23 protein-coding genes and 1 pseudogene are annotated in these 23,549 nt (G+C 68.2%); 9 read left to right on the forward strand and 15 right to left on the reverse strand.

Annotated features, from left to right (window positions below; translation table 11 throughout):
* Positions 1-92: 92 nt before the first annotated feature.
* The 6 genes from OG405_RS15450 to OG405_RS15475 form a co-directional block, all read right to left on the reverse strand.
* Positions 93-1,259: a hypothetical protein gene (locus OG405_RS15450; RefSeq protein WP_327147198.1), complete on the reverse strand. Its 1,167-nt coding sequence runs from the start codon at positions 1,257-1,259 to the stop codon at positions 93-95.
* Positions 1,252-1,875, reverse strand: coding sequence for a hypothetical protein (locus OG405_RS15455; protein ID WP_327147199.1), 624 nt, complete (start codon positions 1,873-1,875; stop codon positions 1,252-1,254). The genes OG405_RS15450 and OG405_RS15455 overlap by 8 nt, the downstream gene beginning before the upstream one ends.
* Positions 1,872-2,627, reverse strand: coding sequence for an ABC transporter ATP-binding protein (locus OG405_RS15460; RefSeq protein WP_327147200.1), 756 nt, complete (start codon positions 2,625-2,627; stop codon positions 1,872-1,874). Before OG405_RS15460 ends, OG405_RS15455 begins: the two co-directional genes overlap by 4 nt.
* Positions 2,620-3,708, reverse strand: coding sequence for a FecCD family ABC transporter permease (locus tag OG405_RS15465; protein WP_327147201.1), 1,089 nt, complete (start codon positions 3,706-3,708; stop codon positions 2,620-2,622). The genes OG405_RS15460 and OG405_RS15465 overlap by 8 nt, the downstream gene beginning before the upstream one ends.
* Positions 3,689-4,759 (reverse strand): ABC transporter substrate-binding protein, encoded by a 1,071-nt coding sequence (locus OG405_RS15470; protein ID WP_327147202.1) that lies wholly within the window; start codon positions 4,757-4,759, stop codon positions 3,689-3,691. The genes OG405_RS15465 and OG405_RS15470 overlap by 20 nt, the downstream gene beginning before the upstream one ends.
* Positions 4,760-4,914: 155 nt before the next feature.
* Positions 4,915-5,703, reverse strand: coding sequence for a helix-turn-helix domain-containing protein (locus tag OG405_RS15475; protein WP_327147203.1), 789 nt, complete (start codon positions 5,701-5,703; stop codon positions 4,915-4,917).
* Between the two features lie 85 nt (positions 5,704-5,788).
* On the opposite strand from OG405_RS15475, the gene OG405_RS15480 reads away from it, so the two are divergent.
* Positions 5,789-6,232, forward strand: coding sequence for a hypothetical protein (locus OG405_RS15480; RefSeq protein WP_327147204.1), 444 nt, complete (start codon positions 5,789-5,791; stop codon positions 6,230-6,232).
* Positions 6,233-6,284: 52 nt separating this feature from the next.
* On the opposite strand, the gene OG405_RS15485 is transcribed toward OG405_RS15480, so the two are convergent.
* A complete protein-coding gene (locus tag OG405_RS15485) occupies positions 6,285-8,366 on the reverse strand; it encodes an MMPL family transporter (RefSeq protein WP_327147205.1) in 2,082 nt (693 codons plus the stop codon).
* Between the two features lie 94 nt (positions 8,367-8,460).
* Here OG405_RS15485 and OG405_RS15490 point away from each other — a divergent pair, with 94 nt between their 5' ends.
* On the forward strand, positions 8,461-8,973 hold the full coding sequence (locus OG405_RS15490; protein WP_327147206.1) for a MarR family winged helix-turn-helix transcriptional regulator: 513 nt from the start codon (positions 8,461-8,463) through the stop codon (positions 8,971-8,973).
* 435 nt (positions 8,974-9,408) lie between these two features.
* Here the strand turns inward: OG405_RS15490 and OG405_RS15495 are convergent, their stop codons facing one another.
* The gene (locus tag OG405_RS15495; protein WP_327147207.1) at positions 9,409-11,010 is read right to left on the reverse strand and encodes a Na+/H+ antiporter; all 1,602 of its coding nucleotides are present in this window, start codon (positions 11,008-11,010) and stop codon (positions 9,409-9,411) included.
* A gap of 447 nt (positions 11,011-11,457) precedes the next feature.
* Here OG405_RS15495 and OG405_RS15500 point away from each other — a divergent pair, with 447 nt between their 5' ends.
* From OG405_RS15500 to OG405_RS15515, 4 genes are read left to right on the forward strand one after another with little or no spacing between them, the layout of a single operon-like run.
* Positions 11,458-13,308 carry an SCO2524 family protein gene (locus tag OG405_RS15500; RefSeq protein ID WP_327147208.1) on the forward strand — a complete coding sequence of 617 codons (1,851 nt, stop codon included), beginning with the start codon at positions 11,458-11,460 and terminating at the stop codon, positions 13,306-13,308.
* 11 nt (positions 13,309-13,319) lie between these two features.
* A complete protein-coding gene (locus OG405_RS15505; RefSeq protein WP_327147209.1) occupies positions 13,320-14,234 on the forward strand; it encodes an SCO2523 family variant P-loop protein in 915 nt (304 codons plus the stop codon).
* Complete coding sequence (locus OG405_RS15510) at positions 14,235-15,236, forward strand: SCO2522 family protein (protein WP_327147210.1); 1,002 nt, start codon at positions 14,235-14,237, stop codon at positions 15,234-15,236.
* 1 nt (position 15,237) lies between these two features.
* Positions 15,238-16,215, forward strand: coding sequence for an SCO2521 family protein (locus tag OG405_RS15515; protein WP_327147211.1), 978 nt, complete (start codon positions 15,238-15,240; stop codon positions 16,213-16,215).
* Between the two features lie 10 nt (positions 16,216-16,225).
* Here the strand turns inward: OG405_RS15515 and OG405_RS15520 are convergent, their stop codons facing one another.
* Together OG405_RS15520 and OG405_RS15525 are read right to left on the reverse strand one after the other, a co-directional pair.
* Positions 16,226-17,050: a hypothetical protein gene (locus OG405_RS15520; RefSeq protein ID WP_327147212.1), complete on the reverse strand. Its 825-nt coding sequence runs from the start codon at positions 17,048-17,050 to the stop codon at positions 16,226-16,228.
* A gap of 16 nt (positions 17,051-17,066) precedes the next feature.
* Positions 17,067-17,528, reverse strand: coding sequence for a GNAT family N-acetyltransferase (locus OG405_RS15525; RefSeq protein ID WP_327147213.1), 462 nt, complete (start codon positions 17,526-17,528; stop codon positions 17,067-17,069).
* Between the two features lie 244 nt (positions 17,529-17,772).
* Between OG405_RS15525 and OG405_RS15530 the strand changes: the two genes are divergently transcribed.
* From OG405_RS15530 to OG405_RS15540, 3 genes are read left to right on the forward strand one after another with little or no spacing between them, the layout of a single operon-like run.
* Entirely contained in the window at positions 17,773-18,390 is a 618-nt protein-coding gene (locus tag OG405_RS15530; RefSeq protein WP_327147214.1) for an NADPH-dependent FMN reductase, read from the forward strand.
* A 57-nt stretch (positions 18,391-18,447) separates the two neighbouring features.
* Positions 18,448-19,092, forward strand: a complete 645-nt coding sequence (gene lexA, locus OG405_RS15535) for a transcriptional repressor LexA (RefSeq protein WP_327147215.1) — start codon at positions 18,448-18,450, stop codon at positions 19,090-19,092.
* Positions 19,093-19,143: 51 nt separating this feature from the next.
* On the forward strand, positions 19,144-19,839 hold the full coding sequence (locus OG405_RS15540) for an NUDIX hydrolase (RefSeq protein WP_327147216.1): 696 nt from the start codon (positions 19,144-19,146) through the stop codon (positions 19,837-19,839).
* Between the two features lie 152 nt (positions 19,840-19,991).
* On the opposite strand, the gene OG405_RS15545 is transcribed toward OG405_RS15540, so the two are convergent.
* The 5 genes and pseudogenes from OG405_RS15545 to OG405_RS15565 all read right to left on the reverse strand — a co-directional run bounded on the left by OG405_RS15545 (position 19,992) and on the right by OG405_RS15565 (position 23,409).
* Complete coding sequence (locus OG405_RS15545; protein ID WP_327147217.1) at positions 19,992-20,720, reverse strand: phosphodiesterase; 729 nt, start codon at positions 20,718-20,720, stop codon at positions 19,992-19,994.
* A 231-nt stretch (positions 20,721-20,951) separates the two neighbouring features.
* Positions 20,952-21,431 (reverse strand): hypothetical protein, encoded by a 480-nt coding sequence (locus tag OG405_RS15550; RefSeq protein WP_327147218.1) that lies wholly within the window; start codon positions 21,429-21,431, stop codon positions 20,952-20,954.
* Between the two features lie 92 nt (positions 21,432-21,523).
* Positions 21,524-21,790 (reverse strand): annotated as a pseudogene (locus tag OG405_RS15555) (nitrate reductase); the annotation flags it as partial.
* 28 nt (positions 21,791-21,818) lie between these two features.
* Positions 21,819-22,334, reverse strand: coding sequence for a carboxymuconolactone decarboxylase family protein (locus tag OG405_RS15560; protein ID WP_327147219.1), 516 nt, complete (start codon positions 22,332-22,334; stop codon positions 21,819-21,821).
* On the reverse strand, positions 22,324-23,409 hold the full coding sequence (locus tag OG405_RS15565; protein WP_327147220.1) for an NAD(P)H-dependent amine dehydrogenase family protein: 1,086 nt from the start codon (positions 23,407-23,409) through the stop codon (positions 22,324-22,326). Before OG405_RS15565 ends, OG405_RS15560 begins: the two co-directional genes overlap by 11 nt.
* Positions 23,410-23,549 lie beyond the last annotated feature (140 nt).

The raw sequence follows: 23,549 nt of genomic DNA on the forward strand, positions 1-23,549 counted from the left end.
CAACGGTATGCGCGTACCCGGGCGCACACCGGGAAAACTCGAACTGTGCGCGCCGAGTGTAGGCGGTGACCCGGGTCCGGAGGGTGGGCACGTCAGCGCGTCGGTGTGGGCACTTCCTCGTAGACCTCGCCGACGGCGCCCGCGAGCAGCCGATCGGTCATCTCTCGCTTCAGCACTGTCAACCGGGCGTTCTCGGCCGCATCGCGGTCGCGGCGCGCACCCAGCTCGATGAATTCGGTGATGACGAAGCCCGCGTCGCGCAATTGCAGCCGGACGGTGCGCTCGCCGTGCGTGAATTCCCATACGTACCGGGCGAGTACGGGACCGCGCGCGGTGGCCGCGAGATCGGGATCCACGACGAAGCGGTCGCCGGTGACCGCGCGCAACACCATCTCCACCGCGTCTCGCCCGCCCGGACCGGGAAAGGCGGTGCGGACGGTGATCTCCCGCCGTTCGACCGTGCCGAGCAGCGAAACGGCATGTCGCATGGCGCAGTACGCGTGCGCGACACCGCCGGGGAACTCGGTGCCGTGATACCTCATCAGGTCGGCGAAGGAGAATGCGATAGGGGTGCCGGCTTCGAGGACTGTCAGCATGTCTTCTCTCTGTTCATGGTGGCCCGGTGCAGCGTTGCCGGTGGCCCAGCGCAGCGCCGAATAGAGCAGTTGGGTGGCTCCGGGCATGAATCCGGATCCGTGGTGGTACACCGGATCCATCGTGGTCACGAGCAGCCGTCCTGCGGTGGATGTCTCGTCCAGGTAGAGGATCGAGCCGTCGCGGTCGCCTGCCTCGGTGTGCAGGTCGACCAGACTCACCGCGCCCGGCGGTGGTTCCAGCACACCGTGGTAATGCCAGATCACCGACCGGTCCGCGAAGAATTCCCACGCGGGGTGATCGGGGGCGAGTGTGCGCAGCCGGTGGTCCTCGCCGGTGCGCCACCACCAGAACACGATGGGCCGGGCCTGTTCCCGGACTCCGGGCAGCCACTTCCCGGAGTCGTTCTCACCGAATACCAGTACCGTCGCACCGCGTTCGAGCCCGGCCAGGACAGTTTCGGTCCAGCGTCGCAACAGGTCCGACCGTAACCGGTCGGCGACCACGATCACCCCCGCCGCCGCGATCTCCTGGAGGGCGCCGGTCCGCACGTGGACGGGGCGGATCCGGTAGGGCGCCAGCGCGGGATCGGCGAGGGTTGCCAGCTGCGCGTGGCTGCCGCCGTGCAGGAAAGCGATCCCGGCGCCCGGAGCGGGGTCATTCATCGTCGGCCTCCAGCCAGCGCAGGAGTTGAGTACGCAGCCGGGCGGTACCGCGGTCGGCGCCGGCGAACTGCAACAGGTCGTTACCACCGTGGACCAACACCCGGCCCGCGCCCAGTGGATAGTCGTAATCGATCGGGGCGCGGGTGCGGCCGATGGTGTGCACGACCTGTGCGCCCGCGGGCAGGGCCGGGTAGCAGCCTCGACCGTAGAACCCGGCGACACCGATCCGTTCCAGTTCCGCGAACGGGACCGGTCCGCGGGTGCCGGTGTTGTAGAGAAACGATCGGGGATCGGTTCCGGCCCAGACCGGGTGTTCGGTCACGCGGGTCAGCGCGAGATCGCTCGCATCGCGGAACTCGAGTTTGCGCCACTTCGTCAGACCTTCGAGGAAGAGTCGCTGCACATGACCGTTCACCACGACCCGCCCGCCGCGGATGACGAACGCGTCCAGCAGCGGCCGTTGTTCGGTCAGGTATTCCTGGTCCACATCACCGGTCAGGTAGAGACCGGTGACCTCCGCGGTGCACTCGCGCGGCAGGTCGTACAGGTCGATCTCGCGGAAACCGTGAGCGAGTTCCCCACTGCGCGGGGCCATCACCGCTTTCAGCACCGTCATCCGATCCCCCGCCCGAAATCGGGGACAGTCAGACGCCTTATCGCACTGGGTGTCTCGACATCGGCGGTCACGATCGGTACGCCGTACATCTTCGACAGCAGTGCGCCGGTGAGCAACTCGCGGGTCGGACCGATGCGCTGATCGTCCGGGGCGACCATCAGCATGGAGCGCTCCGCCACGTGCAAGGCGTGATCCGGGTGATGGGTGGTCATCACCACCGCCATCCCCTCGTCGGCCAGTGCCCGCAGCACGGTCAGCACCCGGGCCTGGTTGCGCAGATCCAGGGCAGCCGCCGGCTCGTCGAGGACGATGGTGTCGCATTCGGAGACCAGGGCACGAGCGATGAGTACGAGCTGGCGTTCCCCGCCGCTGAGGCCGGTGTAGTCCCGGTCGGCCAGATGTGGCACACCCACCCGACGCAGCGCTTCCCGGGCCGCCGCCCGATCGGCGACGGTGGGAGTGCTGTAGATCTTCACCGTGCGAGCCCGGCCCATGAGGACGATATCGAGCACCGAGAACGAGAACACGACCGAATGGCTCTGCGGGACATAGCCCACCCCGCCGGACACCTCGACCGATCCGGAGACCGGCCGGATGAGACCCGACAGGCATTTGAGCATGGTGGTCTTACCCCGCGCGTTCGGTCCGAGCACGGCGAGTACTTCACCCGCACGGGCGCGGACCGAGACTTCGCGGAATATCCACGGACCCTTGGCGGTATAGCGGAACGAGAGCGAACTGGCCTCAAGCATCGGCACCCCACAGGCGGGAACGGTTGCGGATCAACAGCACCACGAAGAAGGGTGCCCCGATGATGGCGGTGAGGATACCGATCGGGATCTCGGCGGTGCTCAGGGTGCGGGAGAGCGTATCGATCACGGTGAGGTAGGCAGCACCGAGTAGCGCGCTGACGGGCAGCACCATCCGGTTGTCGGTGCCGACCATCATGCGCACCAGATGTGGTACGACCAGGCCCACCCAGCCGATGACCCCGGCGACCGATACCGAACCCGCGGTGATCATCGCGACACACAGCAGCAGGAAGTTGCGCAGGCGTGCCGGTTTCAGTCCGAGGGCGGTGGCGTCCTCGTCGCCCATGGCGAGAATGTTCAGCCGCCAGCGCAGTACCAGTACCACCAGGCCTGCTGTCACGATGGGGATCGCGGCGATCAGCACTTTGGTGTAGCTCGCGGTCGCCAGCGAGCCCATGAGCCAGAAGACGATCGAGGGCAGTTCGCTGTAGGGGTCGGCGATATAGGTGATGAACGAGACCATCGCCTGGAACATCGCACCGACCACCGTGCCGCCGAGAATGATCATCAGCAGCGGCGCACCGGGCACCGCCCGGGCGATCATGACCACCAGCACCAAAGCCACGACCCCGCCGAGGAAGGCCCCGCCGACCAGCGCGGCACCGCCGAACCCGGCGAGCAGGATCAGCACACCGCCGAACGACGCGCCCGAGGAAACACCCAGCACCTGGGCGCTGGCCAGTGGATTGCGGAACACGGCCTGCATCACCGCTCCGGTGAGCGCCAGTCCGGCGCCGAGCAGGATCGACAGCAGCACCCGCGGCAACCGCACATCGAGTACCACGGTGCTCTCCTGCGGATACCAGGTGCGCTCCAGCGGGAACACCTGCCCCAGCAGAATGCGCACGATCTCGTTCGGCGGGACGGTGTAACGGCCCACCGCGAGCGCGACGATCGCCACCACGAGCAGTAAGAGGAAGAAGCCCGGGATCGCCAGCATCCGCCGGTCGAAGCGCGCGCGGCGCGGCGCGGGAGCTTCCGGCGCCGCGACTGCGACAGAATCAGCGGCGGAACTGGTCATAACCCGCGGCGTCCTTGTTCAGGTCGAAACGCAGCACCTGATCGATCTCCTCATCGGAGATCCGGTAGGCGAACAGATTGTCGAAGGTGGCCCGGATCTCGTCGCGGAATTGCCCGCCGCGCGCACCCGGGTAGAGGATCTGGTGCATCCACTGCCACATCATCGGCGATTCCGCGCTGGGCACCTGCCAGCGGTAGCCCCCGAGCGGCGTCTTGTACACCCGCTTGTTCTGTACCGCGCTGACACTGGCGAGCCGCGGATCGGCATAGATATCGGCGGGAACGCTCTCGTCGAACCCGCTGAGCATGATGACCTCGGGGTTCCAGTCCAGGATCTGCTCCGGGCTCACCTGCCCGGCATCGGAGACGAAGCCCTCGGTAACCAGGTCCGCGCCGACGAGGTCGAACTGGAAGCCGTCGTAGCCCTTCGGGCTTGTGGTGCTGTAGGTATCACCGGCCCGGGACAAGATCATCGCCTTCGGCCGCGGGGTCCGCTGCTCCGCCACCTGTGCGCGCATCTCGGACAGTTCGGTGCGTTGCCAGTCGACGAGCTCCCGGCCGCGTTCGGGTTTACCCGCGATCTGCGCGAACAGGGTGATCCACTGTTCGAGATCGTCCTGGGTGCCGTACTCCAGGCCCACGACCGGGAAGCCCGCGGCCTCGATCGGCGCCGTGACGTCGGGTCCGCGGTCGCCCCACTGCACTACGACGTCCGGGTCGAGTTGCAGCAGGGTCTCCACGTTCGGCACGAAGTCGTTACCCGCGACGACGGCCGATTCGGCCGATTCGGGGAACATGGTCGCGAACATGCCGCCTTTGTTGGCCACCAGCGTGGACTGGTTGATGCCGACGATGCGGTCGTAGCTCCGGTCGACCGCGGCGAAGATCGACGGCGCCGGCATCACGGTGAACGCCACCTTGGAAGCCGGCCCGGCCAGTGCGACGGTTTCGCCCCGCTGATCGACGATGGACAGCGCGCCGGTGGCGGCCGCATCCTCGGTCTGCGCTTCCCGGGTCGAGCACCCGGCGGTCAGCGCGAGGGCCCCGATCATGCCGGCGACCATCCATCGCCGTGGCGGCGAGCTCCGCTTCCACCGCCGTGCACGCTGCAGATTCGATGCCATGCGCTTTACCGTCCTACCTCTGAATCGTACAAACCGGATTCAGGTTAGCCTTACCTACCGAGACGGTGTGAATCAGGGGTGACTCACTTCTCGGCTCGCTCGCGCAGGATGCGGGCGGTCGCCTCGTCGGCGGGAAGGAAGGCTTCCAGGTGCAGCTCGGCGAGCGTGACGTCGATCGCGGTGGCGAACGAGGAGATCATGGTGATCAGACGCAGCTCGCCCGCCGCGCTGCGCAGGCGCAGCGGTACCGCGAATCCGAGATGACCAGGACCGAGATCCGGTGGTGGCAGATAACTTTCGAGTTCGGTGATCAGATCCTCCACCACCGGATCCGGTCGACGCACCGCCCTGTTCCGCAGACCCTCGGTGATATGCCGCCCCCATTCCGCGAGATTGACCACCCGCGGAGCCAGCCCCTGCGGATGCAGCGCCAGCCGCAGGACGTTGAGCGGCGGCCGCAACAACCACGGCGCCGCGCCGTCGGTGAGCAGACCGAAAGCATCGTTCGCGGCCACCAGGACGCCGTACGGCTGCACGACGACCGCCGGATAGGGCATATGCCCGGCGAGAATTCCGCGCAACGCGATGCGGGCCGGGGCCAGCTCCACGGCGTCGAACGAGGATTCGGGGAACACCGGCGCGAATCCGGCTGCCAGGAGCAACCCGTTGCGGTCGCGCAATGGCAGGTCGAGCGATTCGGCCAGGCGCACCACCATGGCCCGGCCGGGCCGGGATCGCCCCTGCTCGAGGAAACTGAGATACCGCTGCGTTGTACCGGCCCGGATCGCCAGATCGAGCTGACTGACCCGGCACCGCAGCCGCCATTGCTTCAACTGCCCGGCGAAATCGGTCCGCGACCCTGCCCTCGTCATCGGTGCAGTATCGGACGCCGGCGGGGCCACTGCCATTCCCTGCAGGGAATCGCGTACGAACCCGTCCCGGCACAGACTCGGTGCCATGAGCAACCTCTCGAACGAGCACGAACTGATCCGACTCACCGACAGCTATATCGCCCTGTGGAACGAAGCCGACCCGGAGATCAGGCGCGAACGGCTGCGGGAGCTGTGGTCCGACGACGGTGTACAGGTTCTGGTGAATCCGCCCCAGGGGATGCGGGAGGCACTGGCGACTCTCGCGGTGCCGCTGCCGTCCGTCGAGATCCGGGGCCGCGCCGCCATGGAGGGACGGGTGCGCGCCGCGTACGAGATGTTCGTCGCGCCCGGCGAGAACGAGTTCGCACCGGGCGGACCCGCGATGCGCCTCGCCGGGAACCTGATCGGGATCGCCTGGCGCATGGTCGCCACGAAGGACGGGGCGGTGACAGGTGGCGGATACGATGTCGTGCTCGTCGGCGACGACGGCCGGATCCGCTGGGATCACCAGTACGTCGGCGTCTCGTAGCGTCTCGGATGCCCGGCCGGGCCCGGCGGCGCAGCCGACGCGACCCGCCGGGCTACGGCCGCTGCTGCGCGAGTTCGGCGGGTGGTGTTCCGGGAGCGCTGCCGGTGAGACCGCTGGGCCACCACACCTTCGGGCCGACGAGCGCGAACAGGGCGGGAATGACGACGGTACGCACCAGGAACGTATCGAGCACGATCCCGATACCGACGATGATGCCGAGCTGGGTGAGCGTGATCAGCGGTAGGACGCCCAGCACACAGAACACCGCGGCGAGCACGATACCGGCGCTGGTGATCACCGCACCGGTCGCCGAGACCGCGCGGACCATACCGTCGACGGTGCCGTGCCCCGGCGTCTCCTCACGTGCTCTGGTGACCAGGAAGATGGTGTAGTCGATCCCCAGCGCCACCAGGAACAGGAAGGCGAACAGCGGTACGGTCGTATCGAGTGCGGGAAAACCGAAGAGGTGGGTGCTCACCAGACTGCCCAGGCCCAGTGCCGCCAGCGCGCTGAGGACGGTGACACCGATGAGCAGGACCGCGGCGGGCAGCGCGCGCAGCAGGATGAGCAGCACCGTGAACACCACCACCAGGATGAGCGGTATCACCAGCAGTTGATCGTGGCGGGCGGCGTCGCGGGTATCGAGTGCTTTCGCGTCGCTTCCGCCCACCATGGCCTCGGCGCCGGGAATTCCGGACAGCGTCGTACGCAACTGTTCGATCGTGGTGTAGGCCTTCTCGGATTCGGGGGCCGCCTCGAGGGTCACCATCCACCGGTCCACCCCGTTGTGACTGCCGCTGGGCACTACGCCGGAGACACCCGGGGCGGTCTCCAGCGCGGGCCGGACCGCCGCCGCGGCGCTGTGCTCGGTGAGTACGACGGTCGGATCGGAGGCACCCGAGGGGAAATGGGCGGCCAGAGTGTCCAGACCGTCGACCGATTCGGCGCGCACCCGGAACTGCTCGGTCTGCGAGAGCCCGATATCGGCGCCGGTCAGGCCCGCTGCGAAGACGAACAGGAGTGCGATCGCCGCGCCCGCGACCACCGCGGGCCGGGCCACCACGCGGGTGGCGATCCGATGCCACACCCCGTGGGCCGCGGTGCCGTCGGCACTCGCCTGCGGAACGAAGGGCCAGAAGATCTTCCGGCCGCACAGTGCCAGCGCGGGCGGGAGCGCCAGCAGAACGAACACCACCGCGACCAGCAGTCCGGCGGCGGCCATGAGCCCGAGCGAGCGAGTGTTGGGCAGTGTCGCGAGCAGCAGTGTGCAGAGCGCGAGCACCACGGTCACATTGCTGGCGAGGATCGCCGGACCGGCGCGTCGCACAGCCTCGCGCAGGGCACTGCGGTGATCGCTGTGCCCGTGCAACTCGTCGCGATAGCGCGAGACGAGCAGTAGCGCGTAGTTGGTTCCCGCGCCGAAGACCAGCACGCTGGTGATACCCGAGGTCGACCCGTCGAAAGAAAGGTCGGTGATCCGGGCCAGTGCCGTGCCGACGCTGGTGGCTGTCCGGTCGGCCAGGCCGATCACGAGCAGCGGCACCAGCCACAGCACCGGCGAGCGGTAGGTGATGATCAGCAGCAGTGCGACCACCAGTGCGGTGACGGCGAGCAGAGTCACATCGGCGCCGGCGAATGAGTTCGCGATATCGGCGCCGAAGGCCGGACCACCGGTGATCTGCACGGTCAGCCCGGGCGGCGCGCTCTGCGCCGCCGATGCACGCAGCCGATCGATCTCGGCGGTGAGATCCTCGCCGCTCAGATCGGACGAGACCGCCGCGCGGCCGAGCGCCGCCTTACCGTCCGGCGCGACCACGAGCGTGTCCGCATCCGTCCCGGAGACCTCTCGAACGGTTGTCTCGGCTGCGGCGCGGTCGGCATCGGTGAGTTCGGCGCCGTCGGTCCGGGTGATCACCAGGATCGCCGGCGCGTCGCGGCCACCCGGGAACTCCGCCATCGCGGCTTCGACCTTCGCGGCTTCGGAGTTCTGGGGTAGCGAGGTCGGTGCCTGTCCGGCGTCGTCGTTCGCGCCCACGCCCACGATCACCGCGCAGGCGGCGGCGAGGACGGCGAGGAGCAGTACCCATGAGCGGCGGCCGGTGACCACGGCGGCAAAGCGTTCCCAGGCGTTCACACCGGAGACTATTTCAGAAACTGAAATAATCGGCAATCCCGGCACCCGTGGCACCTACACTCTTGCGAGCGGGATCAGGGAAAGGACGTCGCAGGTGACAAACGAACCGTCGGAGGAGCAGAGCACCGCTGTCCGAGACCACGCCGAAACCGAGATCGCCACCGATATCCGCGCGCTCACCGCGGTATCCGAACAGATCGGGCACCTGTTCGCCCATTCGCATTCCCTGCGCAGCAACGATTTCCGGGCCCTCATGCATATCGCCACCGCCGAAGCCGAACGGCGGCCGCTCACCGCCGGGCAGCTCCGCGAACTCATGGGCCTGTCCTCGGCGGCCATCACGTATCTGGTGGAACGGATGATCGCCTCCGGCCATATCCGGCGCGAAACCGATCCCGGCGACCGCCGGCGGGTACTACTGCACTACTCCGACCACGGTATGTCGGTGGCCGGCGAATTCTTCCGCCCGCTGGGCCGGCAGACCCGCGCGGCGCTGGCCGAGTTGCCGACCACCGATCTCGCCGCCGCCCACCGGGTGCTCGGCGCCGTCGTCTCCGCGATGCGCGACCACCATCTCGCGCTCACCCAGCAATCGATCGATGGGTAACCGACAGGGCGAGCCGCGGAACTTTCGTGCATATTGCCGCGGACCCCGGGTACCACGCCCGGCGACCCGTGGTCGACCAGCATCTGATCGCCCCGGCCGCGCGCGGGTATACGGCCGGGCAGACAGGAGGTGTGTCATGCCGAAGGAATGGACCGACAAACAGGAACGGCAGTACGAGCACGTCAAGGATTCGGCGAAAGATCGAGGAGCCAGTACGAAGCGAGCGAAGGAAATCGGTGCGCGGACCGTCAACAAGAACCGCGCCCAGGCCGGTCGGACCAACCCAAGGGCCGCACACGCGACCAGCTGTACAACGAAGCGAAGAGCCGCAACATCAAGGGCCGCTCGAAGATGTCCAAGAAAGAGCTGACCGAGGCGCTGGGCGGGTCGTAGGCCGAGGGGCGCTGTTGCCCGGCCGGACTTCCGGGTCACCGTTCACCTGCCCGGCCCGAGATCGAGGCGCCGAGTGACGCGGTCCACCAGATCCGGGGGCATACCGGGTTCGCGCCGGGCGGCTTGCGCCTCGCGGCGACCTGCTTCGGTCACCTCGGCCCGGATACGGCCGACCGCGGCCGCCATCCGCGCGTCGCGTTCTGTCTGGGCGCGAGCGTCCTGATCGGCCGCCTCCGGATCCGCTCGGGCCAGCCGCCGCCGGATGCCCTCGCGGAGCCGCTCGTAGAGCTCGTCGGGCACGTGCTCGGCCTCGGAAAGTTGTTTCAGGCGGGCCAGCTCGGCCTCGGCCACCCGTTCCCACAGTTGCCGCTCGAGCCGGCGTTCAGCGCGGGTATCGGCGTGCACACCGGTGAGCCGGACGACGAGGGGCAGGGTCGGCCCCTGGACGAGCAGCGTGAACAGTACGACCGCGAACGCGGTGAACAGAATCTGGGTGCGGCCCGGAAAATCCGCGCCCGCCTCCGTCGACAGGGGGATGGCCAGGGCCAGCGCCACCGTGGCCACTCCGCGCATACCGGTCCACCAGGTCACGACGGTTTCCCGCCAGGTGTAGGGCTCGTCGGTGTCCTCGTCGCGCCGAAGCCTCCCGCGCAACCACCAGGTCGCCATGAGCCAGACCAGGCGCAGCACCACCACCACGGCCAGCACAGCACCCGCGCCCCCGAGCAGTTGCGGCCAGCTGTCCCCGGTGGCCGCGAGCACCGCACTCAGCTCCAACCCGATGAGACCGAAGGCGAAACCGCTGATGAGCAGCTCGGTGATCTCCCAGAACGAATCGCCGACCACTCGGTAGTCGGCGTCACCGAATGCGGTGACGGCGTCGGTCAGGTAGAGCGCGCACACCAGCACCGACAGCACCCCGGATCCGCCCCAGGACTCCGCCAGTCCATACGCCGCGAAGGGCAGCAGCAGGCTCAGCGCGACCTGCTGGCCGGCCTCGGCCAGATAGCGGGTGAGCCGGCTGCCGACCCTGCCCAGCACCAACCCGACCGCCACGGCGACCACCGCCGACACCACGAACTCCAGCGCAGCGCGCGGCGCCGAGAACTGCCCGGTGAGTACCGCCTGTATCGCGACGGTGTAGACGACGATCGCGGTGACATCGTTGAACAGGCCCTCCCCGCCGAGGACCACCACCAGGCGGCGTGGCAATCCGAGCCGCCCGGCCAGCGCGGTCGCCGCGACCGGATCCGGTGGTGCGACAATCGCGCCGAGCACGACGGCCGCGGCCACCGGCAGAGCGGGGTACCACGCGTGGAACACCACCGCGACCGCCGCCGCGGTCGCCAGGACCAGTCCGACGGCCCGCAGCACGATGGGTTCCCAGCTCTCCGCGAACTGCCGCCACGAGGTACGCCGGGCCGCCGCGTACAGCAGCGGGGGCAGGACGAGCGGCAGGATCAGATGCGACGGCACCGCGATCTGCGGTACGAACGGCACCAGCGCCAGAGCGCAACCGAACAGCGTCATCAGGACCGCGGACGCGATACCGATCCGGCGCCCGATCGCCTCGGCGAGCACCGCGGCGAACAGGATCACGAATGTCAGCACCAACTGGTCCATGGCGGTCCAGTCTGCTGCCATCGGCCGCTTCGGGTCGCACGCAATGCCGGGTACGCGCCGGATCGGCCGATCGCGGGCGCCGGCCGCCGCTTCACTCGGCCGAGGAACCCACCGTCCGGAAGGCCGGACGATCGCCGATGTCTGCCGAAATACTCCGCTATCGATGTGCCCGGCCGAGAGGTTCGCCGGGAACCACCGGGTATACGTGGACCGACACCGGCGGCCTGTGGCCGGAGCCGAGGTGATCACACCGCGATTTCGGAAGTACGGCAAACAGATTCAGGCGCCCGCGGGTAGTGGCGGAGCGGGAACTCACCGACCCGCACGACTCGAATAACCTGTCCCCCAAGTTATCTCGCGGCAAAACGGCAACCGAACAATCAGTTGTCCCGGCGAACGACTTCGGGGCACACTTTAGGTGACGACGTTCGGCGCGCCGATCGAACGCGGGGGCGAGGGACACGGAATATGAGAATTCGGCCGCGGCAACAGCTGCTGGACCTGTGGCGGGCCGTGCTGGCCTGCTCCTACCGGGACGACACGTGGCGCTGGGGTGGCCGGGACGGCACCAATTCGATCAGCGACGCCGAACAGTTGCTGTGCCTGCTGTATCCGGCGACCGAACTCGAGGCGTTCGCCTTGGACCAACCCGACGATATGGCGATCGACGCCCGGCAGGCGCTCGACCCCTTCGGGGAGGAAACCCGCATCGGCGGCGCGCTGGTCGGTCTGCTCGAGGATTATCTGCAGCGCTATACCGGTCCCGACGGTCATCCGGATTTCGCGGCCGGCTCCTATCTCCGCGCGGCCGGTGATCGCCGGCCCACCGACGCCCAGCTCGCGCTGGATATCGTCGACTCCTATTCCATGTCGCTGAGTCTGTGCATCGCCGCACTGCGCTTCCTGCGTGGATTCCAGCGGTTCGTGGGCGGCGAGGTCCGGCGCGATGCCCGCCAGCTGAGCGAACGGATCCCGCTGGTGATCGAGGCGGTCGGTACTCGCCTCACCGCGGCGATGGCGGGTCTGGTGCGCAGTTTCGTCATCCACACTCCCGAGCCGAAATCCGATGCCGGGCACGCGATCCTGCATATGATCAACCAGAACCACGCCCCCGCCGACGAAGTGATCCGCCGCTTGTCCGCCCGGCTGGAACGGTTACGTGTCCAGGCCGCCAACGAAGTGCGGCTCAGTCAGACCACCGAGGTGGACGTCGCCGACGACGAGCGACTGTTCGAATGTGGCTGGGGTTGGGGCATCGTGCGCACCGCCGAACCGATCGAATTCGTCCCCGGTGCCGCCGGGCAAGCCCCCGGCCATGCCGAACCGCGCCCCTACCTGTACTTCACCGCTGTCGCCCTGGACGGCATCATCGATCTCTCCTCGCAACGTATCCGGGAATTGGACCTGCTGACCGACGAACAGCGCAAACTCGCCGACGCCCTGCAGTTGCGATTCGAACTCGCCCGCAACTACTGGTCGACGGTGGCTCGATTCGGTGGCGGGCGCTGGCCGCTGGAAGATATTCCGTGGCGCACCTCCGACGGCGAGGAATCGGACTATTTCAGTTTGACCGTCACCGCCATCCTGATCCAGGACCTCGTATACCGGGACAGCACCGAGGACCTGGCCCGGACGGTGGCCGTATTCGACCAGCTGGCGCGCCGCGGCCGGATCACCAGTCGCCTCACCGCCGGGGACGCGGCCGCGGTACTGCACTATCCGGGTGTCCGGTTGGGTCTGGCCGGTAGTGAGGAGATCGGCGGTGGCCCCGCCCTGGAATGGTATGTCCCCGATTTCGTGACATTGATGCTCAAACGCTGTCTGCAAGCGGCGCGCTTGCGCACCGATGTGGATACCCGGGACCAGCTGATGGCCCTCGCCGAAGCCGCCATGGAGCACCTCGACCAGCGCGTCCGGCGCGACGGACCGGCGGCCGGACTCTGGGACGATCCGGCGGCCCTGCTCGGACCGGCGCCGCAGGTTCCCGAGGGCCCGTCCTGGTTCGTCACCGAGCGGGTCATGGAATGCCTGGTGATCGCCTACGACACCTTCCGCGAACCGCCGCTGGCCCCCGCGACCATGGTCGCCCGTGCGGTCGATCTGCTGAGCGAGGCCGAGCATCTGCTCAACCAGGAAGAGCTCAAGGTCGGCGGAGACGATCTGACCCCGAAACAGGCTGCCGTGAACCGTATCCGGCAGTCGCTGGACCGGGCCCGCGGTGTGCTGCACGAGCGTCCCGGCACCGCCTACAGTCTGGCCACGCAGGCCCTGATCCAGCTCGACGAACTGGCGTACGCGCGCCAGGACGCGACGCGGTGAGGGTGGCGTAGATGCTCGTTTTCTCCACATCCGACAAGGGCGGCACCGGACGTTCGGTGACGAGCAGCAATGTCGCGTACCGGTTGTGCATGTCGGGTCGCAATGTCGCCTATGTGGACTTCGATTTCGGGTCCCCGACGGCCGGGGCGCTGTTCGAGATCAGCACCGTCGAACGCGGCATCGTCGACGGCGGTGTGCACTCGTATCTGCTCGGCCAGACCGGTACCGCGGCCCGGGTCGACGTCGGTACCGCCACCGACCGCTCGGAACTCAAACGGGTCGCTCCCCGCTCCGGACGGCTGGTCCTGTTCCCGGGCGACGAGGGCGGAGCCGAATTCCTCACCGCCGACGACGCGGTGGTGACGCGCTGCGCGGAACTGCTGGTGGCGCTGGAACAGGAGTTCCGCGTGGTGGTGGTCGATCTGAGCGCCGGCCGATCGGTCGCCTTGGAGATCGCCCTGCAGGCGACCGCGCTCCCGCAACTGCGCCGCCGGACGGCGCGCTGGCTGATCTTCCACCGCTGGACGCGCCAGCACATCCTGGCCGCCGCCGGCCTGGTCCACGGACCGCACGGCCTCCTGCAGACCGGCGCCGCCTGCGGCCACGACCCGGATGAACTACTCGGCTCGACCCGCTATATCCGGACCGCCGTACCGGCCGCCGATTCGCATCTCACCGCGCAGCGCGCGGCGCAGGCGGCGTGGCTACAGGAACAAGATGTCGCACTGCGGCGGCTGGCCACCGCCAACCGCCTCGGTTCGACCGCCGTACTGGGTGCCACACCGATGGAACCGGTGCTGCAGTGGCGCGAACAGTTGATCCTCGACAGCGATGTCAACGCCCACATCGCCAACCACGAAACCGCGCAGGCCTACACCGAACTCGCGCGCCGTCTCGTGGACGTCGCCAGCTGGGAGAGGCTCTAGATGCGGGACAGGCAGATCTACACCGAGGCCACCGAACAGCCCTGGGTCGCCCCGGTTCCCTTGTCACATCTGTCGATCGAGGTCGGGCACTTCTATCTCAACGACCTGCTCGGCGATCTCGAGCGGGTGAAGGAGGAGTTCCGCCGGATAGTGCCGCTGGTCACGGCGTTCACCGAATCGGCTCGGGTCCGGTTCGGTCCGCAGGTCCGGGTCAGCACCTGCTATCTGATCGACGACTACTTCCAACCCGGTACCGATCCGGCGGAGGTGCTGGGCAAACTGCTTACCGCCGCCACCGAATCCGGGCTGACCATCGACTATCTCGCGCGCGAGTCGGGTTGCTGGCAGACCTCACAGTTCATGGACGGGGTCCCTCTCGGCGAGCCGATACCGGTCGCCGAGGTGGTGGCCGCGCGGATCGTCGCCGAACCGGCGCCACCCGATACCGGACGTCGGCCACCTACCGCTCAGTCGGGGTGGCTGTGCAACGGGCGCCGGTCCTCCGAACACGAACCGGCGCAGGCCATGCGCGGCCGTACCTTCGAACCGCCCGAGGAGTTCGGGCGGCGCGAACACTCGATCTTCCTCGATGTGCAGTTGTGGAGCACTCAGGTCGCCGACGGTATCGCGGTGACCCGCTGGTCGTGTCCGTTCCTGGCCGCGGTGTGGCATCTGCTGCGGCTGGGGATGCTGCGATATCACGGGGCCGCCGTGGTGGATCCACAACAGTGGGACGGCCAACCGTGGCCACGCCGTTGGCACGAGGTACCGCCGGTGGTGCAGCTGAATCCGGAGGCCGCGCCGTTCGCGGCCTACCAGACCCTGTCGATGCTGCCCAAACGCTATCTCGGTATCGAACACGCGGTGCGGCTGGTGCTCGATCATCTCGATCTGGACGAGGATGTGCTCGCGCAGACCATCGCGGCCGGCGCCGCGGAGGGTGTCGTCGTATCGCGCAAGATCAGCGAGCGGCTGTCCCACCTGCTGCTCGACGGGTCCTGATATGGCCGCTACCGCTCCCCTGGTCGTCCTCGGCGAGGTACGCACCTGCCTACTACCGTCTGCCACGGCGCTGACCCGCGCCGAAGCCGGTGAACTTCTCGCGCTGCTGCCCGGCTGTGGGGTGCGGTGGCGGGAACGCCCCGGCACGCTGGGCCTGTCACCGACCACGGCGGTCGGGGTCGATTGCGATCTCCGACTCGGCGAGCAGACCGCCCGGATCGTCGGTACCGTCGCGACCGGCCTCGCGCTGGCCGGAGGCCGGGTGCTGCAGTCCTCGGCCCGCACCCGCGTCGTACGGGCCGCGGAGCGGCGGCGCCAGACCTGGTCCCACTACATCAGCCAGAAGGGGGTCACCGAAGTCGTCACCCGGATTCCCGAACGGATGGCGGCCGGAGCCGGACTGGCCGACGGTTATCTCGCCGCGGCACCCTTGCCCGGGTCGACCCCGCTGGACCTGGCTTCCATCAGTGAACGCCTACTGGCCCGGGTGCGCGCCGACTCCCGGTTGGATCAGAACCCGCCGGTGCAGGCAGGCACGACCAGGTTGCGCTGGACCGCCCGGGTCGGTGGCAGCAGTGGTCCGGCCGCCACTCTGCACATGGACGACGACACCGTCCGCTCGGTGCGATTGATCGTGCGCGACGAGATCGATCTGGACGCGGCGCAACGGTTCTGTGCGGATCTGGCCGCCCATGACTGGCTGTTGACGGTGCTGGCGGCTGTCCTCGACGAGGCCGACCGGTTCGCCCCGCACAGCCGCGAACGGATCGATATCCTCGCGCCCGCTCTCGAACATCTCGCCGGACTCTGGATGCCGGGTGCGCATACTCCGCCGGTGCTGCGGGCCCTGTGGAAGGACCTACAGAACGATCCGGGTTTCTCCCGGCAGTGGAACACTCTCGTCGGCCGATTACGCGACAATATCTCGGTCGCGACCCTTTCGGCGTTGCGGCACAAAATATTCGACGCGGAGTGGTGAGACCGTCGCCCTACATCCGGAACCATTTGCGGACCAGCAGCGCGAAGAACACCGACATCGATACCGCGCCCGTCCACGCTTCGATCACGAACAGCACCCGCACGGCCCCGTGCAGGTCCTGGGTATCTCCGGGCCCAGGCGGATTCAGGAATCCGGTCACACCCATGTAGATCGTGTCGGCGGGGGGCTGGACACTGTCCAGTAGCAGGGCCACTCCGGTGAAGAGCAGCATCTGCGACACCACCCAGCCCAGGAGCCACGACGGGCGATACCCGTGCCCGCACAGCAGGTAGGAACCCTGTCCGGCCCAGCGCCGCACCCCGTGCGGCAGCGCCCGGGTGTTCGAGCGGGCGAGTTCCAAGCCACATCGGTCTTCGGCTCGGTCGTCTTCGTTCACCCGATACAGCGCCATGGCGCGCCGGAATGCCAGGGCCGCGTGGGTGGACAGGCCGACCGCCGACAGCTGCGCCCCGATCGTCTCGTATTCCTCGGCCAGCAGGGTGTTCTGCCGGGCACTGAGCCGCAGCGGCCCACGGAATTCCACTTCGGCGGCCATCAGCCCGGCGAGGACGGCACTGGGCACCCGCCAGCCCTCCTCGTCCGCGCTCGGATCACGGGCCGCGCTGTAGAGATGGGGAAACACCAGGGTGTCCGAGTGCCGGCGTCGCGTACTGGGCGGGTCGTAATCGTCGAGGACAGCTTCGACGTGCACGGCGAAGGAGTCCGGTGACATCCGTCCAGGGTGCTCGGCGGCATCCAGTTCGGCGGTGTAAGCCGCTGCGTGCCTGGCGATCCGGGTGGAGACCGATGCCACGAACGGCGAGATCTCGCCCATGACATCAGTCTAGCGGTCAGGGATGGAGCCGGTACTCGTAGAGATCTCGGGGCTCGCCCGGACCGAAGTAGCGGTCGTCGTGTTCGGTGAACTCGAAACCGGCTTGTTTGAACAGGTTTCCGGCCGGATGATTGTCGGGCCGGACGGTGAGATACACCGTATCGGCACCCAGTTCCCGGCATACGTGCAGTGTCTGGTTCAGCAGCGCGCGACCGAATCCGGCACCCTGATACCGCTTCGCCACCGCGAAGGTGAACAGCAACGCTCGTCCGGACTTCTCCAGGGTGAGTGCGTAGCCGATGACGGCACCGGCGACTTCGGCGACCAGCCATTCGGCTCTGTGCAGGTCGTAGAGCTGGCGCAGCATCAGGTACAGGTACGGTTCACCGAACACCTCGGATTCGATCGCCGCGATGTCCTCGAGGTCGGTGAAGCGGGCCTGCCGGTACACCGGCTGTGGCGCCTCCGCGATATCCATGTGCTCCCTAATGCCAGGGCATAAGCCGTCCGATACCAGCCTAGAACGTCAACTCGCCGACCGCGGTCAGTGTAGAGCTCGCGCAACCGTTCCGTGATGCGCCACGTTCTATCGTCGGCATACCCGCTCTCTGGCTTCCGTCACAGCATGGCCACAACCCGAACTTGACCTCAACAATAGTTGAGGAAACAGAGTGATGTCCGGAGCGACGCATCCGCCGCCCCGGACACCTTCTGGAGGAATCGTGAACAACCTCAACGCCAACCCCAACCCCAACGCCGACGCCGCGTCCGGCACCGGCCCGCTGCGCGTCGCGGTCATCATCGGCAGCAGCCGAGATGGTCGATTCGCACCGGCGATCGGCGACTGGTTCCTGACCAGGACCGCGCGCCGGGAAGACCTGTCCTCTGTCACTGTGGATATCGCGGCCACCGAACTTCCCCACGTCTTCGGCGCCCCGGCTCCCGCTATCACGAAAACCCGCGAGATACTCGGCGCCGCCGATGCTTTCGTCGTCGTCACCCCGGAGTACAACCACAGTTATCCGGGCACGCTGAAGAACTTCATCGATCTGCACCACTCCGAATGGGAGGCCAAGCCGGTAGGTTTCGTGAGCTACGGCGGGATCTCGGGCGGCCTGCGGGCGACCGAACATCTGCGCGCGGTGTTCGCCGAACTCCATGCGGCGACCGTCCGCGACACCGTCAGTTTCCACAATCCCTGGGCGCAATGCGACGATACGGGCGCCCTGATCACCGGCGTCGAGGCCGATGCCGCGGCCACCGCCCTGCTCGATCAGCTCGTCTGGTGGGGTGAGGCATTGCGCACCGCCCGCGCGACTCGGCCCTACGGCGGCCGCTGAGCTCGGTACCGGTACCGGGACCGAAGCCGCCGTCGCGCCTGGTCATACGATGTTCCGGTGACCGAATACGACCACCTCGACACCTCCACACTGCCGCACCGCCAGCGCCGGATCCTCGCGGCGATACAGGAATGGGTGGTGCGTCACGGTTTCCCGCCGAACACCCGGCAGCTCGGCGACGCCGTGGGGCTGCGGTCGCCGTCCTCGGTGTCGAAACATCTGAAGAGTCTGGAGGAGAAGGGATTCCTGCGCCGCGGTGCAGGTGTCTCCCGGCCGATGGATATCCGGATGTTCCTGAACAGCGGGGCGGCGGCGCGACCGGACGGGCACGGGGTCGCCGTACCGGTCGTCGGCGATATCGCCGCGGGCACACCGATCCTCGCCGACGAACACACCGACGACGTCCTCACCCTGCCTCGCGAACTCGTCGGCCGCGGCATTGTTTTCGGGCTGCGGGTACGCGGGGATTCGATGGTGGACGCAGCCATCTGTGACGGGGATATCGTGGTGGTGCGGCGCCAGCCCGACGCGCAGACCGGGGAGATCGTCGCCGCGATGCTGGACGGGGAGGCGACGGTCAAGGTGTTCCGTCGCCGTGCCGGCCATGTGTATCTGGAACCGCGAAATCCCGCCTACGAGGTGATCGACGGCGATCAGGCGGTGGTGCTGGGCAAGGTGGTATCGGTGATGCGGCGGGTGTGAACGCGACGCCCGCCGCCCGGCCGCACCGTGCCGATGGTGCATGATCGAAGTATGGGAGCAGACCCGGGACCACGGGTCCCCGACGACCTCGACGAATTCCGCACCCTGGCACGGGCCCGGCTCTCGGTGTTCCCCCGGATCGCGGTACCGGATACCGAGGGCCTGCGCCGGGCCGCCGTGGTGCTGTGCGTGGTCGATACCGGCGGATCGCTGTCGGTCCTGGTCATCAAACGTGCCTACCGGGGGCGCAACGCGGGACAATGGGCGCTACCCGGCGGGCGCGTCGAGCCCGGGGAGACCACGCAGCAGGCCGCGCTGCGCGAACTACACGAAGAGCTCGGGCTGGCCATGAGCCCCGGCGATGTGCTCGGCACACTCGACGACTTTCCGGCCGCGTCCGGATTCGCCATCACTCCCCTGGTCGCGACGCTGTCCGATATCACCCGGTTGCACCCGAGTCCGGACGAGGTCCATTCGGTGCACCGGGCCGGTTTCGACCGGCTCGCCGCCGACGACTCACCGCACTGGGTGGTGCGGGACTCCGCCCGGATGCACGACGCGACGCCGGGGGTCGACGCGGCTCCCGGGGAACCCGGCCTGTTGCAGATGCGGCTGAGCTCGGATATGACGATCCACGCACCCACCGGTGCCATGCTGTGGCAGTTCCGGGAAGTGGTGTTACTGGGCAGCGACCCGAAGGCCGCCCGGGTCGCGGATTTCGCCCAGCCCGACTGGACGCATCACTGATCGGTCGTTCCCGGCGAGCCACCACTCCGGGACACCGGCGAATATCGTGCGCGGGAAATCGGGCCCAGGCCCTGCCCGCAGATCTGAGGCGAACCCTCGAGTTTCGAAGCCGCTCGGCGCGGCGCTGGGGTATCCGGGCCTCGGTTCGCCGGTCACCGGGGCGGAAGGACCTCGACCCGACCGGTTTCCCGGTCCTCGGCGCCACGGCCGCGACGGCTACCGTCATAAGCGGATTCCCGCAGCCACTGCACCGCACGGGGCAGCAGCGATACCTCGGCCGGATGGTTGAGCACGGGATCGTAGAAATCCGTCCGATGCTCGCCGGGATCCGCAGCACGCAACGACAGATGTCCGACCGTCCGGCGCCCGGACCCGAACCCGGCGACCGACACCGTATAGCCGATCTGATGCTCGTGCACATGCCGTGCCAGGGACGACAGCGACGCGCCCGGCGGTTGTCCGGGGTCGGGCTCCGCGAGCACCCAGAGCGGACCGGAATCGTCCCACTGGTAGGGCAGCAGACTGCCGAATCGCGCACTGTGCCAGCCGCGCGCGACGGTCAGACTCAACCGAGCGGCGACGCCCTGCCCCGTGGTGGCGAGCGCGAAATCCCAGGGTTTCTCATCGCGATCGAGCACCCGAAAGGCGAGGCCGAGGATATCCGGGACACCGCCCGGGGTGCCGACGCCTTTCGACAGACGCGCGATGGTCGCGCGGTCGCCCGCGCCGAACAACCTGGTGAATTCGGGTTCGGCGCGGAACCGGCCGGACAGCCTAACCCCACGCGGGTGGAAGAAGCGGGCGTGCCGCAGCCGGGCGCCGACGTCGAAGGCGCCACGCACCGCTGCCGAGACCGGGTTTGCCGGGAGTTGATCAGTCATCGTCGGTTCCACCGTTCGGATCGCGCCAGGCCTCGTCTTCGACGAGCCGGCTGGATTGTGGCCCCATCGCGGCCGAGCGATAGTAGCCATGGCACGCGGCTACCCGGACGGGCCGCGATCACACAGGTCGTCGTCGACCGGATCACGACCCCCGAGGTCAGTTCCCGATGGCGGGCCGCGCCTCCGGCATCCGGCGCCGACTTCCTCCTGGCAGGCAGCGGTGCCGGCTCCTCAGCCGGCGAGGATCTGCGGTGAGAGCACCTTCAGCATGGCGTTGGTCCAGCGCAACTGCCGCAGGGTGCCGGGATGGCAGCGCGCCGCCAGCTCCAGCAACTCCGGTTCACGTGCCGCCTGGGCGCCCTGGGCGAGCAGTTCCCAGTCCACCGATACGCCCGCCGCGAGCTGATGCAGACGGCGCAGGTCGCGGAGCAGCCGTAAGCCGGTGTCCGGCGGCCGACCTGCCCGCTCCCGCAACCGCCGGGCGCGGGGCAGCCGGGACCGCAGCGTGCGGCGACCCTGCCCCGCGCCCACGCCGAAGCGAGGCGCGAGCTCGTCGAGTTCGCGCAGATGGTCACGTGACCATCCGGCCAGATTTTCTGCGGTGTGGTGGATTTCGTGCTCGGAGCGGTGCCGGATCGCGACAGCGGACAGTTCCCCGGCGAGTTCCCGCTCGGAGAACTGCAGTTCCTCGATGACGATATGCAGTTTCACCGGGCACCGCCCCGAAGCGCCTGAACCACACCGCGCACTATTGCGTCCGCTCCGACGGTCGGCCGCACTGCTGCGGCCTGCCACTGCGGTACTCGGCCGGTGATCAGCGCAAACGGCCGCCGGGCATCGGGTCGTTCGTGTGCGGGCAGATACTCGGCCGCCTTGATGACCGCTCTGCCGAACGGGTTCAGCGCACGATATTCGGTGGGTTCCAAGGGTGCTCCGGTGATCAGATCTTTCCCGTACGACTCGCAGTATTCCGGAGTGCTCCAGAACTTGCTGTCCGCGTCCAACCGCTCGGCCCCCTCAGGAGCCGCCTCGTGACACAACCATTGGATGCCCGATCCCCCGCGCAGCTTCTGGTCGCGGTGGCCTCGGTCCGGGAACTCAAGCGCCTGGCCGCGCCCCCGGCGAACTCGGGGCGGCATGCCCCGGAAGCACACACACCGCGTCGAGCCCGAGCACATGATTGAGCCGGCCGAACGCGAGCCAGGAGCCCAGGCACATACTCAGTTCCACGATCTCGGCCTGGCTGTACTGTGCCGTCATCCGAGACCAGAAGTCGTCGTCGAGATTGTGATGGTCCTGGGCATATCGTTCGGCGTACTCGGCGGCCAGCCGCGCCCGCTCGTCCAGGACGCCGGTCGCGCGCCAGTCGGCGACGGCGGCATCGAAGCCCTCCTCTACCTTCACGCCGTCGCGTTCGGTGCGCCAGTCCAGGCAGAAAAGACATCCGTTGATCTGGGCGATCCGCAGCCGCGCCGCCTCGAATTCGCGCAGTCCGAGGGTGGTGTGCGCGTACACCGCCATCGAGAAGTTCGACGCGGCGATACCGATCCCGGGCACCATCTCGCCCCAGACGTAACCGATCGGGTCCTTGTCTTCGGGGATGTCAACTCGCATGACCGTTCCTTCCCAGCTTTCCGGCCGCCGGACGCAGCGGCACATCGAGCGCGTCGTAGAGGCCGGGTCCGGCGGTGACGAGCCAGTCGATCGCACCGACCAGCCGGCCCACGGCGGTGGCATTACCGCCCGCGGCGTAGTTACCGCCCTCGTCGGTGGCTTCGACGGTGACCTCGATCCGTGGGCGCCCTTCGATGATCACCCGGTGTGCACCCTCGCCGTTGGGCGGGGCGGGCCAATCAGGTGCGCACGAGGGGTGGATCCGGGTGATGTGCTCCACCACGATCCGGGGCTCACCCGCCACGATCCCCTGTACCTCGAAGCGCATCGCGCCCTGCGTGCCTGCCTCGAATTTTCCCATCGTCGCGGTCTCGACCGTGGTCTCCAGCGGCAGCCGCTGCAGGGTCTCCCGGATCTCGTCCAGTTCGACGCCGAGCGCGCGGGCCATGAGCCGGATCTGCCCGCCCCACACCATGGTCGGGACGGTGGGCGCCACCATCGGTGGCATCTGGTCCATGGGCTGGCCCATACCCACCAGGTAGCGGACGGAATCGGGCTGGTCGTAGGTGGAGTAGTCGAAGATCTCCTGGCAGCGAACCACGTCGACGACGCTGCCCAGACCGCTGACGAGCAGGGGCAGCACGTCATTGCCCCAGCCGGGGTCTATCCCGGAGACGAACAGCGAGCCGCGCCCGGACTCGATCGCCGCGAGTACCGGCTCGCGGAATTCGGATGGCGCGTTGCGCTGGTCGTAGAGCGCATAGAGCGCCGGCGTCACCACCGCCGCTCCGACGGCGATCGCGCGCACGATATCGGCGAGAGCGTCGTCGGGCCGGATCTCACCGGAGGCGGCGTACAGCACCGCACCCGGCCGACCGTCCAGCACCGCGTCGATATCGGTGGTAGCGGCGACGCCCAGGGCTCGGTCCAGCCCCGCCAGCTCGCCCGCGTCCCGGTCGGCCTTGGCCGGATCGTGAACGAGAACAGCACAGAGTTCGAGTCCGGGGTGGGCGTCGACCGCCCGGATGGCGGCGCGGCCCACATTGCCGGTCCCCCAGACGACCGTCGAGATCATCGCCGGATTCTAACAAGCGCTTGGTTGCGAATGGGGCGAATCTGGCAGCTTTGCCGAAGATACCGAACGGCTCGCCGGGTGGCCGATATCTCCGCCGAGGGGAATGCCCGCCCCGCCACGACCCCCGTATCGTTGCCGCG

This window comes from Nocardia sp. NBC_01329 (assembly GCF_035956715.1).
GTDB lineage: Bacteria > Actinomycetota > Actinomycetes > Mycobacteriales > Mycobacteriaceae > Nocardia.

Coding starts and splice junctions, on each gene's coding strand:
- OG405_RS15450 (WP_327147198.1), bottom strand. CDS start 1,259: ATGAATGACCCCGCTCCGGGCGCCGGGATCGCTTTCCTGCACGGCGGC.
- OG405_RS15455 (WP_327147199.1), bottom strand. CDS start 1,875: ATGACGGTGCTGAAAGCGGTGATGGCCCCGCGCAGTGGGGAACTCGCT.
- OG405_RS15460 (WP_327147200.1), bottom strand. CDS start 2,627: ATGCTTGAGGCCAGTTCGCTCTCGTTCCGCTATACCGCCAAGGGTCCG.
- OG405_RS15465 (WP_327147201.1), bottom strand. CDS start 3,708: ATGACCAGTTCCGCCGCTGATTCTGTCGCAGTCGCGGCGCCGGAAGCT.
- OG405_RS15470 (WP_327147202.1), bottom strand. CDS start 4,759: ATGATCGGGGCCCTCGCGCTGACCGCCGGGTGCTCGACCCGGGAAGCG.
- OG405_RS15475 (WP_327147203.1), bottom strand. CDS start 5,703: ATGACGAGGGCAGGGTCGCGGACCGATTTCGCCGGGCAGTTGAAGCAA.
- OG405_RS15480 (WP_327147204.1), top strand. CDS start 5,789: ATGAGCAACCTCTCGAACGAGCACGAACTGATCCGACTCACCGACAGC.
- OG405_RS15495 (WP_327147207.1), bottom strand. CDS start 11,010: ATGGCAGCAGACTGGACCGCCATGGACCAGTTGGTGCTGACATTCGTG.
- OG405_RS15500 (WP_327147208.1), top strand. CDS start 11,458: ATGAGAATTCGGCCGCGGCAACAGCTGCTGGACCTGTGGCGGGCCGTG.
- OG405_RS15505 (WP_327147209.1), top strand. CDS start 13,320: ATGCTCGTTTTCTCCACATCCGACAAGGGCGGCACCGGACGTTCGGTG.
- OG405_RS15510 (WP_327147210.1), top strand. CDS start 14,235: ATGCGGGACAGGCAGATCTACACCGAGGCCACCGAACAGCCCTGGGTC.
- OG405_RS15515 (WP_327147211.1), top strand. CDS start 15,238: ATGGCCGCTACCGCTCCCCTGGTCGTCCTCGGCGAGGTACGCACCTGC.
- OG405_RS15520 (WP_327147212.1), bottom strand. CDS start 17,050: ATGGGCGAGATCTCGCCGTTCGTGGCATCGGTCTCCACCCGGATCGCC.
- OG405_RS15525 (WP_327147213.1), bottom strand. CDS start 17,528: ATGGATATCGCGGAGGCGCCACAGCCGGTGTACCGGCAGGCCCGCTTC.
- OG405_RS15540 (WP_327147216.1), top strand. CDS start 19,144: ATGGGAGCAGACCCGGGACCACGGGTCCCCGACGACCTCGACGAATTC.
- OG405_RS15545 (WP_327147217.1), bottom strand. CDS start 20,720: ATGACTGATCAACTCCCGGCAAACCCGGTCTCGGCAGCGGTGCGTGGC.
- OG405_RS15560 (WP_327147219.1), bottom strand. CDS start 22,334: ATGCGAGTTGACATCCCCGAAGACAAGGACCCGATCGGTTACGTCTGG.
- OG405_RS15565 (WP_327147220.1), bottom strand. CDS start 23,409: ATGATCTCGACGGTCGTCTGGGGGACCGGCAATGTGGGCCGCGCCGCC.